This is a genomic window from Pseudoalteromonas sp. 2CM37A (genome assembly GCF_023161885.1).
Lineage (GTDB): Bacteria > Pseudomonadota > Gammaproteobacteria > Enterobacterales > Alteromonadaceae > Pseudoalteromonas > Pseudoalteromonas atlantica.
Map to the genome: position 1 here is coordinate 157906 of NZ_JALNTJ010000005.1, position 16493 is coordinate 174398.

12 protein-coding genes are annotated in these 16493 nt (G+C 41.3%); 11 read left to right on the plus strand and 1 reads right to left on the minus strand.

The genetic code is table 11. The features are described 5' to 3' along the window. The first annotated feature begins 176 nt into the window (after positions 1-176). The 10 genes from fabB to purF all read left to right on the plus strand — a co-directional run bounded on the left by fabB (position 177) and on the right by purF (position 14783). On the plus strand, positions 177-1391 hold the full coding sequence (fabB, locus tag MTF68_RS13140; protein ID WP_004588393.1) for a beta-ketoacyl-ACP synthase I: 1215 nt from the start codon (positions 177-179) through the stop codon (positions 1389-1391). 112 nt (positions 1392-1503) lie between these two features. Further along, positions 1504-2625 (plus strand): 4-phosphoerythronate dehydrogenase, encoded by a 1122-nt coding sequence (locus MTF68_RS13145; RefSeq protein WP_248450614.1) that lies wholly within the window; start codon positions 1504-1506, stop codon positions 2623-2625. A 45-nt stretch (positions 2626-2670) separates the two neighbouring features. After that, positions 2671-3687: an aspartate-semialdehyde dehydrogenase gene (locus MTF68_RS13150; RefSeq protein WP_248450616.1), complete on the plus strand. Its 1017-nt coding sequence runs from the start codon at positions 2671-2673 to the stop codon at positions 3685-3687. Between the two features lie 352 nt (positions 3688-4039). Then, on the plus strand, positions 4040-8554 hold the full coding sequence (locus tag MTF68_RS13155) for a FimV/HubP family polar landmark protein (protein ID WP_248450618.1): 4515 nt from the start codon (positions 4040-4042) through the stop codon (positions 8552-8554). Positions 8555-8824: 270 nt separating this feature from the next. Next, positions 8825-9619 carry a tRNA pseudouridine(38-40) synthase TruA gene (gene truA, locus MTF68_RS13160; protein ID WP_054983053.1) on the plus strand — a complete coding sequence of 265 codons (795 nt, stop codon included), beginning with the start codon at positions 8825-8827 and terminating at the stop codon, positions 9617-9619. A gap of 140 nt (positions 9620-9759) precedes the next feature. After that, the gene (gene accD / locus MTF68_RS13165) at positions 9760-10635 is read left to right on the plus strand and encodes an acetyl-CoA carboxylase, carboxyltransferase subunit beta (protein WP_024032247.1); all 876 of its coding nucleotides are present in this window, start codon (positions 9760-9762) and stop codon (positions 10633-10635) included. Positions 10636-10660: 25 nt separating this feature from the next. Beyond that, a complete protein-coding gene (gene folC, locus MTF68_RS13170) occupies positions 10661-11926 on the plus strand; it encodes a bifunctional tetrahydrofolate synthase/dihydrofolate synthase (protein ID WP_248462749.1) in 1266 nt (421 codons plus the stop codon). 11 nt (positions 11927-11937) lie between these two features. Further along, positions 11938-12573, plus strand: a complete 636-nt coding sequence (locus MTF68_RS13175) for an SPOR domain-containing protein (RefSeq protein ID WP_248462750.1) — start codon at positions 11938-11940, stop codon at positions 12571-12573. A 170-nt stretch (positions 12574-12743) separates the two neighbouring features. Continuing rightward, positions 12744-13238: a CvpA family protein gene (locus tag MTF68_RS13180; RefSeq protein ID WP_004586885.1), complete on the plus strand. Its 495-nt coding sequence runs from the start codon at positions 12744-12746 to the stop codon at positions 13236-13238. An 18-nt stretch (positions 13239-13256) separates the two neighbouring features. After that, a complete protein-coding gene (gene purF / locus MTF68_RS13185) occupies positions 13257-14783 on the plus strand; it encodes an amidophosphoribosyltransferase (RefSeq protein WP_004586886.1) in 1527 nt (508 codons plus the stop codon). A gap of 99 nt (positions 14784-14882) precedes the next feature. Here the strand turns inward: purF and MTF68_RS13190 are convergent, their stop codons facing one another. Beyond that, the gene (locus MTF68_RS13190) at positions 14883-15482 is read right to left on the minus strand and encodes a Yip1 family protein (protein ID WP_004586887.1); all 600 of its coding nucleotides are present in this window, start codon (positions 15480-15482) and stop codon (positions 14883-14885) included. Between the two features lie 215 nt (positions 15483-15697). Here MTF68_RS13190 and miaE point away from each other — a divergent pair, with 215 nt between their 5' ends. Then, the gene (gene miaE / locus MTF68_RS13195; RefSeq protein WP_004586888.1) at positions 15698-16468 is read left to right on the plus strand and encodes a tRNA isopentenyl-2-thiomethyl-A-37 hydroxylase MiaE; all 771 of its coding nucleotides are present in this window, start codon (positions 15698-15700) and stop codon (positions 16466-16468) included. Positions 16469-16493: the final 25 nt, after the last annotated feature.

A 16493-nucleotide genomic window follows, 5' to 3' on the forward strand; every position in this document is an offset into this window, starting at 1 on the left:
ATTAAATTTTTAGACAGTATTTTTTAATTATTTTACGGGTTTTCTTTGAAATAGTCTGGCGTTATTTATAAGCTATTAAATTCAGAGTACAGGTGTACGCTAGAAAGCTGACCACTTAACACCAAAAAACAGCGTAAAATACACAGTAATTTAGTATCAAGCTAAGGGAATTACCCATGAGAAGAGCCGTAATTACGGGTATCGGTGTTGTATCAAGCATCGGTAATAACAAACAAGAAGTATTAGAGTCACTAAAAGCGGGCAAAAGCGGTATTGCTTTTAACCAAGAATTTGCCGATTACAACTTACGTAGTAATGTATCGGGAAAAATTGATATTGATGTTAAAGAACACGTAGACCGTAAAGCAATGCGCTTTATGGGTGATGCTGCTGCTTACTCTTATATTTCTATGAAGCAAGCAATTGAAGATGCTGGCTTATCTGATGAGCAAGTATCTAATGAGCGCACGGGTTTATTAGTTGGCTCTGGTGGTGGCTCTTCAAAGTGGCAAGTAGAAGCGGCCGATATTTTGCGCGAAAAAGGCGTAAAGCGTGTAGGTCCTTATATGGTTCCGCGTACGATGGCAAGCACGACATCGGCTTGTTTAGCAACGCCATTTAAAATTAAAGGCGTTAACTATTCTATAAGTTCTGCGTGTGCAACATCTGCACATTGTATTGGCCACGCTGTTGAGCAAATTCAATTAGGCAAGCAAGATGTTATTTTTGCCGGTGGTGGTGAAGAGCTCCACTGGACTCTTGCAATGGAATTTGACGCAATGGGCGCGTTATCTACCAAATATAATGAAACACCAGAAAAAGCATCTCGTACGTACGATGCAAACCGCGATGGTTTTGTTATTTCTGCTGGTGGCGGTATTGTTGTAGTAGAAGAGCTTGAGCATGCACTTGCTCGTGGCGCACATATTTACGCAGAAATTGTAGGCTACGGTGCTACATCTGATGGCTACGACATGGTAGCACCTTCAGGTGAAGGCGCAGTACGCTGTATGCGCCAAGCAATGCAAGGCGTTGATACACCAATTGATTATTTAAACACGCACGGTACATCTACGCCAGTAGGGGATGTTAAAGAGCTAGGCGCCATTCAAGAAGTATTTGGTGGTAACTCGCCGCTTATTAGTGCGACTAAATCATTAACGGGTCACGCACTAGGTGCTGCGGGTGTTCACGAAGCTATTTTCTCAATTTTAATGATGGAAAACGACTTTGTAGCGCCATCTATTAACGTAGATGAGCTAGATGAGCAAGCACAAGGCCTTAACATTGTAACTGAGCGCCGAGATGCACAGCTTAATACTGTTATGTCTAATAGCTTCGGTTTTGGTGGTACAAACGCCACATTAGTTATGAGCAAATATAAAGGTTAATTCGTTTTCTCTTTATAGTGATTAAAAGCCGAGCATTGCTCGGCTTTTTAGTTTGTGTAATGGCTCGGTTGTTCGTTACAATAGCGCCTCATTTTGCCATACGGACTCCCCAATGAAGATTCTTGCCGATCAAAACATGCCTTTAGTTGAGCAGTATTTTGCAGACTTTGGTGAGGTAACGCGCTTTGATGGACGAAACTTAACACCCGATGCGTTAATTGATGTTGATGTATTACTTACGCGTTCGGTTACTAAAGTAAACAGTGACTTGCTTGCCTACGCTAATAAATTAAGCTTTGTAGGTACCGCCACTATTGGTGTTGATCATATAGATACACAGTTACTAAACGATAAAGGTATTGCCTTTAGTAGTGCCCCAGGTTGCAATGCAGTGGCGGTGGCTGAGTATGTAATAAGTAGCTTGTTTGCCTTAAGCCAAGAAAACGCAGCCCCTTTAGGTGGTCAAACAATAGGTATTGTTGGGGTGGGTAACATTGGCAGCTGTTTAGCACAAAAACTAAAAGCACTTAATGTTGATGTTTTATTATGTGACCCAATTAAACATGAGCAGGGCTTATTAGCCGAGCATGTTGAGCTTGACGAACTACTTGAGCGCGTAGATGCGGTTACCTTTCATGTACCGCTGATTAAAACCGGTGAGCACAAAACGCATCATTTAATTGATGAAAAACGCCTTAAAGCGTTAAAGCCTGGGTTAGCAGTTATAAATGCAAGCCGTGGAGAAGTAATTGATAATCAAGCTTTGTTATCGGTTATGGAGCAAGGGGCAGACTTAGATTTGGTTTTGGATGTTTGGGAAAACGAGCCTAATATTTTAATTCCATTGCTTGATCATGTGCGCTATGCCAGCGTGCACATTGCCGGCCATACCCTTGAAGGAAAAGCCCGCGGCACACAAATGCTGTACCAAGCATTGTGTAAATTAAAAGGCGTAACCGCAGAAAAATCTCTCGCTGATTTTTTACCACAACCTGCTGTTACAAGCCTAAGTTTACAAAGCAGCTTTACTGAGGCTGATATTGCGCGTTTAGTGCATTTAATTTACGACGTACGCCGTGATGATGGCATTTTGCTGCGTAACTTAGCAAAAGACGGGTTTGATAGTTTACGTAAAAACTACCCAGTCAGGCGTGAGTTTAGCACTTTAACGGTAAAAGGGAGTGCACAGCATACAGATGCACTCGCTCAGCTTGGCTTTAACACCGCAAACTAATTTAACTAGTAGTGTTGTTTTAACACTGCTTAAAGAGGATAAAATATGTCGCAAAAATATAACGTTGCTGTACTTGGCGCTACAGGCTTAGTAGGTCGTCAAATTATTGAAACCCTGGAAGATCGTAAATTTCCGGTAGACCAACTTTTTTTACTAGCCAGTAGCCGCAGCGCAGGTGAAGACATAAAGTTTCGTGGTGAAACCATTGAAGTACAAGACGTAGAAGGCTTTGACTTTAGCCAAGCACACATAGGTTTGTTTTCAGCTGGTGGCAGTGTATCAGAAAAATACGCGCCAATTGCAGCCGATGCGGGCTGTGTTGTAATTGATAACACCTCACATTTTAGAAATGATTTTGAAGTACCTCTAGTGGTACCAGAAGTTAATGCAGCAAGCCTTGAAGACTTTAGAAACCGCAATATTATTGCAAACCCTAACTGCTCTACTATTCAAATGATGCTAGCGCTTAAACCAATTTACGATGCTTATGGTATTGACCGCATTAATGTATCTACATACCAAGCTGTATCTGGTGCAGGTAAAGAAGCCGTAGATGAATTAGCAAAGCAAACAGCTAATTTAATGAACGCTCGCCCAATGGAAAACGAAATTTTTCCTAAGCAAATTGCATTTAACGTTATCCCTCAAATAGATACCTTTGAAGATAACGGCTACACGCGCGAAGAAATGAAAATGGTAAACGAAACGCATAAAATCTTGGGTGATACCACTATTGCTATTAACCCAACCTGTGTACGTGTACCTGTATTTTTTGGCCACTCTGAGTCAATCAACATTGAAACACGCATGCCGTATGACTTTGAGCACGTTAAACAGCTTTTAAATGATGCCCCAGGAGTCGAGCTTATTGAAGATGAGGGCGATTACCCAACCGCGGTTTCAGACGCTAGTGGTAATGATACAGTTTATGTGGGCCGCTTACGCGCCGATATTTCGCACCCTCATGGTTTAAATATGTGGGTTGTAAGTGATAACACCCGTAAAGGGGCTGCCACTAATAGTGTGCAAATAGCGGAAGAGTTAATCGCTAACTACTTATAAATACCCACTAATATTGTGTGTAAATTAAGCGGCAAACTTTTATAGTTTGCCGCTTTTGTATTTAAGGGAGCCAAATTATTGCCGCTTAGCGTTGCTACTAAACTAAACGCCTTGATCTATCACGATAAAATAGTATTAAGAATAAAGTTTTAAGGTATTTATTTTCAAAGCGTTGCAATGGATATTAGGCCGCAACTGGTTTATAGTTTGTAACTGGAATAGAGCTTGCAATAAAAATAGATTGTAATAACAAATGTAGATCAGCTATTTGGCTGGTTACGGCAAGAATAATTAATGTTGAGCAGCTAAATAAATAGCAAAGCATTTAACATTTACACATTAAAGGATCAGCATGCGCGGTTTAGCTTCACTTATTATATTAGCGTCTGCATTGGTAGTAACTCCAATTTACTCTCAAGACAGCACCCAATTAAAGGGGCCAAAAGGCGCTGACTATGGTGCGCAAGGGCGATCAATAGGGCCTATAAAGCCAACCGATACACTATGGCGTATTGCTGCCAAAGTACGCCCAGATAACTCAGTTAGTATCTACCAAGTTATGCAGGCCTTGTATAACAAAAACCCTAATTCTTTTTTAGAACAAAACCTAAACCACATGCAAAGTGGTGCATATTTAAAAATACCCACTTTAGCGGAAATTAGACGCGTAAATCCACAGCTTGCTAAACAACGCTCAGAGCAAGATGACGCGCTGTGGGAAAAAAAGAAAAATGGCACACTAACCACCAGTGAAATTAACGCCGCGCAAACTAAAGTAACACAAGCTCGTAAAGCCGATGTTGACGACGCTAAAAAAGAAATCCAAAAAGAATTAAATGAAATAAAAACGCAGCAAGGTAATAAGCTTGTAGAGCTGCAGCAGCAATTTAAAAGCTCGGTTAATAATGTAGAAGAAATATTAGCTGAGAATAATAATCTCAAAAAACAATTGTCGGGTATTTCAAAAGAGCTCGCCAATGTAAAAGAACAGCTAGGTCAAGACAGCGAAATTCAAAAGCAGCTAAAAGAGCTAATAGAAAAACAAAACGAAATAATAGCTCAGCAAAAAGTGCAAGAAGTACCAAAAGCAGAATCTTTTGACCTAGGCGCTTTAATGTCTAACCCACTTGTACTTATTTTATTAATGACCATTCCTGCGTTATTAATTATTTTTGCTGTGGTGATGTTTTTACGAAAGCGTGCCAACAAAGACGAAGAAACTCAAGATGACGATGATTTTCTGCCACAAACGCCCAGCTTTACCGAAGACGAGCCGCAAAGTAATGATGCGTTAGACGATCCAATCATTCCTGACCCTCTTGATGATTTAGATATTCAACTAGATGACAATCATAGCAACGATATTTTGCCAGAGGATGATATTGCATTTGATGATTCTCTCGATGATGCGTTAGACGATGAATTTTCTGATTCAGAAAACTTGCTCGATCAAGACGAATTAGAAAGCCTATTAAGTGATGATATTGTTTTTGATGACGAAGGCAGTGAAGGGGACGAGTTAGACGTTTTCATGCAGCAGGGCTTTGATGAACCTGTAGATGAAAAACAAGATGAATCAATTGACCTTGATTTAGATGATACAAAAGATTCGGACGATATTTTAAGCAGTGACGACCTAGACGATTTATTTGATGAGGACGATAGCCTGCCTGAAATTGACTTGCCTGAGGTTGAGCAACCTACCGCAGATAGCAGCTTAGAAAGCAATGATGAGTTGGCCGCCTTAAGCGAAGAGCTTGCCCAAGAAGAGGATGATGACTTTGATATTGATGAATTATTAGATCAACAAGCTGATACAGAATCACCAAAAGACGATGACTTTGATTTAGACGACATAGACAGTTTAATTGATGAAGCAGGCGATACACCTGATGAAACACCTGCTGATGCTGCGCTAGTTGAAGAAAACGATGACTTTGATTTAGACGACATAGATAGCCTAATTGATGAAGCCGGCGATACAACCGAAGAAACCCCTGCTGATGCTGCGCTGGTTAAAGAAAACGATGACTTTGATTTAGACGACATAGACAGCTTAATTGATGAAGCGGGCGATACACCTGATGAAGCCCCTGCTGATGCGCTAGTTGAAGAAAGCGATGACTTTGATTTAGACGACATAGACAGCCTAATTGATGAAGCAGGCGATACACCTGATGAAACACCTACGGAAGCGCTGGTTGAAGAAAACGATGACTTTGATTTAGACGATATAGACAGCCTAATTGATGAAGCGGTCGATACAACTGAAGAAACCCCTGCTGATGCGCTAGTTGAAGAAAGCGATGACTTTGATTTAGACGACATAGACAGCTTAATTGATGAAGCAGGCGATACAACCGAAGAAACTCCTGCTGATGCTGCGCTGGTTGAAGAAAGCGATGACTTTGATTTAGACGACATAGACAGCTTAATTGATGAAGCCGGCGATACAACCGAAGAAGCTCCTGCTGATGCGCTAGTTGAAGAGAGCGATGACTTTGATTTAGACGACATAGACAGCTTAATTGATGAAGCTGAAGATTCATCTGCCGCTCAAGTAGCAACAGATAATGATACAGAGCGAGATATTGATAGCGCATTAGCTGATTCAGTCGAAGATCTAGCTGATGCACAGGAAGATTTTGACGAAGATGATATTGAAACATTAGCGTCTTCACTTATTGATGAGCCAGAGCTTCTCGAGGAACCAGAGCTTGTAGAAGAACCTGAGCTTTTAGAAGAGCCAGAGCTTGTAGAAGAGCCAGAACTTGTAGATGAGCCTGAACTTGTAGATGAGCCTGAGCTTGTAGATGAGACAGAGCTCGAAGAAGAGCCTGAGCTTGTAGATGAGCCTGAGCTTGAAGAGGAGCCTGAGCTTGAAGAGGAGCCTGAGCTTGAAGAAGAGCCAGAGCTTGTAGAAGAACCTGAACTTGTAGAAGAACCTGAACTTGAAGAAGAACCAGAGCTCGAAGAAGAGCCTGAACTCGAAGAAGAGCCTGAACTCGAAGAAAAACCAGAGCTTGCAGATGAGCCAGAGCTTGAAGATGAGCCTGAGCTTGAAGAAGAGCCAGAGCTTGCAGATGAGCCAGAGCTTGTAGAAGAGCCAGAGCTTGTAGAAGAACCAGAGCTTGTAGAAGAACCAGAGCTTGTAGAAGAACCAGAGCTTGATGCTGACTTGCTTGAAAACACTGACTTTACAGATAGTTCAGAAACGTTACTCGACCCAGAGGATGCACAGGAAGAGTACACCGACGATACCCTAAAAAGTGTTGATGAATTACTCAACGAGCTACAGCAGGCTACAGACGAAGACTATGTTGAAAACCCTGATTGGGCGTTAGATGATCTTGATGATGACATTGAAGAGGTAGAGGTTGATTTAGGTGACGATCCGCTTGATTCACAAGAAACACCAGCGAGTCCGCTTTTAGATACTCAACCTGAAAATGATGCTGTAAATGATACGCTTAGTGATGATATAGACTTTTCAGATGATAAGCCCGAGACGTTAGATGTAACAGAGCAACAGCAATATCTTCCTGATGAGTTATTGGGAGATGAGCTTGATGGTGATGCAACAGGCATGCAGCCAAGCCAAGCTGAACAAGACTTAGCAAACGCACTTTCAGGCAGTGAATTAGATAGCTTAGAAGACGACTTTGATGATGAGTTACTCATTGATAACGATTTTTCAGAGCCAGAGCTTGAGCCGAAGCTTACCGATGATATAGGTGCAGATGATAACCACGCTCAAGTGTCGTCATCTCTAGATGAATTAACTGATGATGAAAGCCAGCTAGATTTATCTGAAAATACGGATGAAGACGAAGGGGTTTTCGATGATGATTTATTGCAAAGCGTTGATGAGCTAGACGACGAGCTCAATGCTTTATTAGATGAGCAAGTAACTCCAAGTGAAGAACTTGACGAGTACCCTGAGTTAGAGCTTGATAACGATGACGAAATTGATTTAGATGTTCAGCAATCATATAGTCCGCAAGAGTTACAAGGTGATGAACTTGATGGACAAGCAAGCGGTATGGCGCCAAGCCAAGCTGAGCAAGACTTAGCAAATGCACTTGCTGGTAACACTGGTATTGATGCGTTAGAAGCCGACCTAGATGACGAGCCGCTGATTGACGATGAGCTTGATGCGCCTTTACCTCAAGATGAACCTCTAGGTGAGGCGAAAACAACGGATAGTGCGCAGGAACAGCCTGATTTTGACGATGCAATTTTAGAACAAGCACTTTCAGAAGACGTTGAAGATGAAATAACAAATTCGCAATTAGAAGCCGAGCTAACACAGGCTGCTGATGATCAAACTAATGAAGACGTTATACCCGACGAGCAGCTAGACGATGAGTTTATGGCTGACTTAACGCAAACCGATTTTGATGCGTTGCTTAGTGAGTTAGGTGAACCGGATGAGTTAAATTTAGAAGATAGCAGCGAATTTGATGTCGACTTTGATAGCCTATTAAACGAAGACTTAGACACTGAAGTTGAAGCGAAAGCGGTGCAAGAAGAGCCTTCGCAAAATGAACCGCAGGCTACAACCGATGACTTTGTTGATATTGACGCGCTACTTGAACAAAGCGATGACTCAGTACTTGAGCACGAACCCTATGACGAGGTTAATATGGACGTAGGGTTAAGTGACTTTGATTCGTTACTTGCAGGCGATAACCCAACAGATGTTGACTTAGAAAGCGGTGGTTATTCTGCCAAGCTTGATTTGGCAAGAGCATACATTGAAATTGACGACTTTGACTCAGCCCTTAAAGTGATTGAAGATGTTATTGAAAGTGGCCCTGAAGATGTACAAGAAGAAGCGCAAAGTTTAAAAGCTAAACTTAACTAGAGCATTCATGATTATAAAAACCGCATTAGCTTTGTTAATGCGGTTTTTTTATAGGTACGAATAACTCTAACCTATAAAAGCACTTAATTAGTTTTAGACGTTAATTAAACCCAAGACGTTAAAAGCTCACTAACTTATCGCTGTGTTTTATTGGGGTAAAATAAATTACTTAATTTTGCGAATAACTATAAATAGACGAGGTTACTTTTATTGCATCGCGAGATAGCATAAAATGCCCCGTTCATTAGCACAGTAGGTAAAGCAGTAATTATGCGAGTAGCACTTGGAGTTGAATACAACGGCGCACGTTACAGTGGGTGGCAACGTCAGTCTCATGTAAATAGTGTACAACAAGAAGTAGAAAAAGCGTTGTCGAGCATTTGTAATCATCCGGTTGAAATAGTGTGTGCGGGCCGCACAGATGCAGGTGTACATGGGACTGGTCAAGTTGTACACTTTGAAACCCATGCTCCCCGTGAGATGGTTGCATTTACTATGGGAATGAACACGTTACTCCCTAAAGATATAGCGATTCGTTTTGCACAACCTGTTAGTGAAGACTTTCATGCACGCTTTAGCGCAACAGCGCGTCGTTATCGTTATGTTATTTATAATTACGCTTATAGAGGCGCAGTTATGAATGAAGGCGTTACGCACTTTCATCACCCACTTGATGAAACAAAAATGCAAGAGGCGTGTCAGTACTTAATTGGCGAGCACGACTTTACCTCTTTTAGAGCGCTGCATTGCCAAGCTAATACAGCAAACAGAACTATTCATCATTTATCGGTACAACGCCAGGGCGATTACGTTATTATTGATATTAAAGCGAACGCTTTTTTACACCATATGGTGCGTAATATTACCGGCTGTTTAATGGATATAGGTCTACACAAGCACCAACCTGTATGGTTAAAAGAGCTATTAGATTTAAAAGAGCGTGCTAAAGCCAGTGCCACGGCAAAAGCCGCGGGTCTTTATTTAGTAGATGTAGATTACCCAGAGCACTTTAATATTCCTAAAACCCCACTAGGGCCATTATTTTTACCTGACTCGGAATGTTAGTGTTGAATTTATAAGCGTTTATCTAACTACTAAGACCAGTTTTTTATACCGTGTTTGTGTAATTCATGTTTTAATTGAAAAAATCTGTCTGCTACTTATTAGCAGACTCGCGACACAGAACAGCATTAAGAGAGTTGCAAATGAGTTGGTTAGAAAAAATCTTACCTAAAACGACTAAGTCGTCAGGTCGTAAAGAAATTCCAGAAGGCGTTTGGGCTAAATGTACAGCTTGCGATTCAATTTTATATAAAGCTGAACTAGAAAAATCATTAAACGTATGTCCTAAATGCGACCATCACATGCGTGTGAGCGGGCGTAAACGTTTAGAGCACTTTTTAGATGAAGGTGACCGCACGGAGCTTGGCACTGAGCACGAGCCTAAAGATGTATTAAAGTTTAAAGACTCTAAAAAATACTCAGACCGTATTAGCGCAGCCCAAAAATCAAGTGGCGAAAAAGACGCGTTAGTAGCAATGAAGGGCCGCTTAAAAGGTATTCCTGTTGCCGCGGTTGCTTTTGAATTCTCATTTATGGGTGGTTCAATGGCTTCGGTTGTAGGCGCACGTTTTGTTGATGCCGTAGACCAATGTTTAGAGCACAATATGCCATTAGTGTGTTTTTCTGCCTCAGGTGGTGCACGTATGCAAGAAGCACTTATGTCGCTTATGCAAATGGCTAAAACCAGCGCTGCGCTTGCTAAAATGAGCGAAAAAGGCCTGCCGTTTATATCAGTAATGACCGACCCAACCATGGGTGGCGTATCTGCATCATTAGCGATGTTAGGTGATATTAACGTAGCTGAGCCAAAAGCCTTAATTGGCTTTGCGGGCCCGCGCGTAATTGAGCAAACAGTACGTGAAACCTTGCCAGAAGGTTTTCAACGCAGTGAGTTCTTATTAGAGCACGGTGCAATTGATATGATTATTGACCGTCGTGAAATGCGCGACACATTAGCACGCGTACTTGCTAAATTTATGAACTTGCCTTCTACCGAACAAGAGCATAGAGTAGCGTAAATTTCAGCTTTACTGATTACACGCTATGACAAATACAATTCCTAGCCAATCATCAAGCCTTGATGATTGGCTTTGTTATTTAGAGAGTGTTCACCCTGCAAATATTGAAATGGGACTCGAACGCGTTGCTACTGTTGCAAATAACATTGGCTTATTAAACACTTCCAGCAAAATTATTCTTATTGGCGGCACAAACGGCAAAGGCACAACTGCACGCTGTTTAGAATCGCTATTACTTGCGCAAGGTTACAGCGTAGGTACGTATGCCTCTCCTCATTTAATTAGATACAACGAGCGTGTGCGCATAAATGGCCAAGAGCTTGATGATCAATACCATGTGGATGCCTTTAACACGCTAGAGCAAGGTCGCGCTAATACGGCGCTTACGTATTTCGAATATGGCACCCTAGGTGCGCTGGCTATTTTTAAACGCTTTGAGGTTGATTATGTGCTGCTTGAGGTTGGTTTGGGCGGGCGCTTTGATGCCACCAATATTGTTACACCTTATGCAAGCGTGATCACCACCATAGATTTAGATCATAAAGAATACCTAGGCGATACACGAGAGTTAGTTGCTTATGATAAAGCAGGTATATTTCGTCAAAACACGCCGGCTATTATTGGTGATTTAAACATACCACATACAATGACCGATTACGGTGCCGATATTAAAGCAGGCATGGTTATATCCGGTACTGATTTTATATTCAAAGAGCACGAAGCGCATTTTACATGGCAATATAAAAATTATAATTTGCTGTTAGATAAGCCAGCGATCCCTGCACAAAATGCAGCAACGGCCTTAACAACCTTAGCTGTGCTAAATTTATTGCCAAGTGATGAGGTAATTAAGCATTGTTTAGCTAACTTAGTTGTTGAGGGACGCTTTGAGCAGTTAAGCACTGCACCTTTAGTGTTTACCGATGTAGCTCACAATCCCGAATCTGCTCGTTATTTAGCACTAAAGCTTGCAAGCTATAAAGATAAAGGCTTTAAAATTCATGCATTAGTCGCTATGCTTGCTGATAAAGATAAAGCGGGTGTACTTAAAGAGGTAAGCCATGTAATTGATCACTGGTCTCTTACTAGCTTGCACATACCTCGTGGCGATAACGTTGAAAATATGGCCGCGGCGTTGCAAACTATACCTCATACAGGCACGCATGAACGCTATAATAGTGTGCACGATGCACTTAATGTAATTATGCCTACACAGCAAAGTGATACGCTTTTAATTGTGTTTGGGTCATTTTTTACTGTTGCAGATGCTATAAACTACTTTAAAAAATAGAGAGAAAGTCGGTGAACTCAGGTTTTATAAATCGTTTAGTCGGAACCAGTATTGTGGTGATCGCAGCAATTGTGTTTATTCCTAATATACTCGATGGCGAAAAGGTCCACTACAAAGAGGGCTTTAAAGCTATCCCTGAACGCTCTGAGTTTAAAACTATTGACCTTCAAGAGTCTATAGATGAAAAAGTAGCGCAGGCTGAGCCTTTAAAACAAGAGCAAATTGAAGACATAGCTGCCGATGACGATGTGCTAACAAGCAAACAGAGCGAATACGCAGCAGAGCCTGAAATAGTCGAAGCAAGCATAGAGCCTCAAACTGCGCCAGAGCCTGTAGCGAAAGCGCCAGAGCCGGTAAAAGCAAAACCTATTGCACCACGTAAAAGTGAAGAAAACCTCACTGATATGGCCTATGTAATCCAGCTAGGTAGTTTTTCCCATGCCGCCAATGTTAAGGCCTTACAAGCTAAGCTTAAAGCGAAAGGCTTTAAAACGTTTACAAAACCAATTAAAACGCCAAATGGCACATTGACTAAAGTGTTTGTTGGTCCCTCGCTTGATAGGGGGGAGCTGACCAAAAAGTTACCCGAGCTAAAAGCGCTTACTAAGTTAAACGGCAAAGTCACTCAATACAGCGTCTCTAATTGATTTTAAAAGGCCTTACTATAGAAAGCTTTTTTTGTTTTTAAGGGCTAAAAATAGCCGTTAAAGTGATAAGTTTTTGTACGTGCTAGTTGCTGGTTATCTCCCGCTTTAACTTGCATATTAACGAGGTTTGGGTATAGAATGCGCCCCAAAATAGCGACTAATTGGTTAATATGATCTGGGTTGATTACGCCATTCTTGGCATCATTGCACTGTCTACCATCATCGGTTTAATACGCGGCTTTGTTAAAGAAGCTATGTCATTAGCAGTATGGGCTTGCGCATTTATCATCTCTAGTTTGTTTTACCAATATTTAGCTTCCTTCCTAACAAGTATTTCTGAACCCCTTTTAAGAAATGCGGCGGCCATTGCCATACTCTTCTTTGCGACGCTACTGTTAGGCGGTTTACTAAACTACATTTTAGGTGAGCTTGTACAACGTACTGGTTTATCTGGCACCGATCGTGTCTTCGGCATTGTTTTTGGTGCGTTACGAGGCGTGTTGGTCGTGAGCGCGTTACTCTTCTTTCTTGATGCTTTTACTGGTGCACCAAACACGCACTGGTGGGGCAATTCTATTTTGATTCCAGAATTTGGCTTTGTTGTTGAATGGTTCTTTTCGTACCTAGAAAACAACTCGAGCTTTTTAAATTCAGTAAACCGTTAATCGGCGAGGATAAATTACATGTGTGGTATCGTTGGGATAGTCGGAACATCTCCTGTTAATCAGGCGATTTATGATGGCTTAACTGTTTTGCAGCACCGAGGTCAAGATGCCGCGGGCATCATTACCATTGAAAACAATACGTTTAGCTTGCGCAAAGCAAATGGCCTAGTAAAGGATGTGTTTCACACCCGCCATATGAAACGACTACAAGGCACAATTGGTATTGGCCACGTACGTTACCCTACTGCTGGCTCCTCAAGTTCATCTGAAGCGCAGCCGTTTTACGTTAATTCACCATTTGGTATTGCACTTGCGCACAATGGTAATTTAACCAATGCTGAAACTCTAAAGCAGCAACTGTTCTCAGAAGCGCGTCGTCACGTTAATACAACGTCTGACTCAGAAATACTACTTAATATCATGGCACATGAGCTAAGTAAGTCTGACAAATTACATTTAGACGCTGAAGACATCTTCACTGCAGTAACCGAAGTAAACAACAAAGTAACCGGTGGCTACGCCGCTATTGCGATGATTATTGGCCACGGTGTTTTAGCATTTCGTGACCCAAATGGTATCCGTCCTTTGGTATTTGGTAAGCGTGAAACCCCTAAAGGCACTGAGTACATGTTTGCCTCAGAAAGCGTAGCATTAAAGCCAGACGGCTTTGAATTTGTGCGTGACGTTGCGCCAGGTGAAGCGATTTACGTAACTGAAGATGGCCAATTTCATTCACAAAGTTGTGCTGAAAAAGCCTCTTATGCGCCGTGTATTTTTGAGTTTGTTTATTTTGCTCGCCCAGATTCAACCATCGATCGTATGTCGGTTTACGCAACGCGTGTAAATATGGGTACTAAACTGGGTGAAAAAATTGCGCGTGAGTGGAGCGATAAAGACATTGACGTTGTTATCCCAATTCCTGAAACCTCATGCGATGTGGCGTTAGAAATTGCCCGCATGCTTGATTTACCTTACCGCCAAGGCTTTGTTAAAAACCGTTATATTGGTCGTACATTTATCATGCCTGGCCAAGAAATGCGTAAAAAGTCAGTGCGTCAAAAGCTAAATGCGATTGACCGTGAGTTTAAAGGTAAAAACGTTTTACTGGTTGATGATTCAATTGTACGCGGTACAACCTCGGCACAAATTGTAGAAATGGCCCGTGAAGCCGGAGCAAAAAATGTGTATTTTGCCTCAGCAGCACCAGAAATTCGTTTTCCTAATGTGTATGGTATTGATATGCCATCTGCCGCAGAGCTTATTGCGCATGGCCGTGAAGTTGAAGACATTAACCAAAGCATCAGTGCTGATGGCTTAATTTTTCAATCGTTAAACGATTTAATTGCCGCTGTAAGCCAAGAAAACCCAGAAATTACTAAGTTTGAAACCTCTGTATTTGATGGGCAATACATTACTGGCGATATCGATCAAGATTACTTAAACCATATCGATCAATTACGTAACGACTCGGCTAAAAGTAACCGCGAAAACGCCATGTCATCAGGCCTTGAAATACACAATCAAGATGCCAACGAAGCTGATTAATGTGTGATTAAATATAGTCAGACATAAAAAAAGGAGCTAATTAGCTCCTTTTTTGCGAAGGAAAGAAAGGGAACACTTCATATCAAACAACGTGGTTGATTAGGTAAACATTGGACTCACAATGCCGTTAGTCCAAAGTATTGCGGTTACAGCTAAAATTATTACCAATAAAATTAGCCCGCAGGTAACAACAGAGCTGGCATAAATAAAGCCGCGCTCTTGTGGAATATGCATTAGTATTGGCACGCCTGTATAAAGCAAGTACACCGAGTAGGCTAGGGCAATCATACCTACGCAAACAACAAACCACAGCTCAGGTAAAAAAGCGGCTAAGGCCGACATAAACACGGGTGTAGCAGTATAAGCGGCAAGTTCAAGCGTTTGTGTAAAGGTAGGTTTAGCACCAAATGTAACGGCCATCCAATGGGCTAAATAGGCCAGTGCAAACACACCGGCTATTAACGCACCATACATAGCCACGGCAATTAGCAGTGCGCTTTCATGTGTTAAAAATACTGGGTTGCCCGCACCAATACTCCAGCCTAAATACACCGATGAGTAATACCCCATAATCGATGGAAATAATGCAATAAGTAAAATATGCGACAGGCTATAAGTCAGGCTTTCGTGGCGGTTATCTATTGTTTGCCATTCTTCGAGTGGATGAGCATAAATGCCCCACAGGTGGTTCAGTATCATAGCGGTACTCCATAAAAGGAACGTATTACTGTTGGTTATAATTTAGTTTTAGTTAGTTTGTTTTTTATACAGTACCTATATTTATGGTGTAGTTCATATACAAAGTCAAGTTAACTGCTTATTAACATTTTAAAGAGGTTGTTTTAGCTCGTTTTATTCTTCGTTATTTTTCGTGTTAAAATGGCTTTTTATTATTTGAAGTAACGAGCAGCCCTGTGCCACATAGCGAACTTTTAGCCCCTATTAATAATTTTTTATTGTGCGAAACTCCAAATGAATGGGTTATTGAGGCAGTAAAAAAAGAAAATTTATCGATTATCTTAATCGATCACTTAATTTGTGAGTTAAAAGCAGCGCAAAGTGCAATGTTTTTAATTCGTAAGTACGCGGTAGATAAAGACAGCAGCGATGCATTACTTGAATGGCTAAAGCCCTTTGAAACACTTATTTATAAACGCGAAGGTAATTGGCGTGATTTAGCAGCTAAAAATAAACTTACAAAATCTATTATCCCAAAGTCTAACTCACCTTACGGGCAAGATTTAATAGATAAAATGGTGATGCTAATAAAAGAAGAATTACATCACTTTTATCAAGTGCTCGAAATAATGGACGAGTATGGAGTAGAGTACCGCAGTATTACACCGTGTCGTTACGCTAAAGGGATGCTACGTAACGTTAAAACGTTTGAGCCTAATGCATTAGTCGATAAACTAATTGTAGGTGCTTATATTGAGGCTCGCTCATGTGAGCGTTTTGCTGCACTTGCTCCACATGTTGATAAACGCTTAGGCGATTTTTATATTTCATTGCTTCGCTCTGAGGCGCGCCATTATCAAGATTACTTAACACTGGCACAAGAAATTGCTGATTTTGATATTACTGAGCGAGTCGACTTTTTTGGTAAAATTGAGGCTGATTTGATCACTAGCCCTGATGAAGACTTTAAATTTCACAGTGGCGCTCCTGCACTAGTTACTAATTAAAGCAGTGTTATTTAGCTCTTCAAGC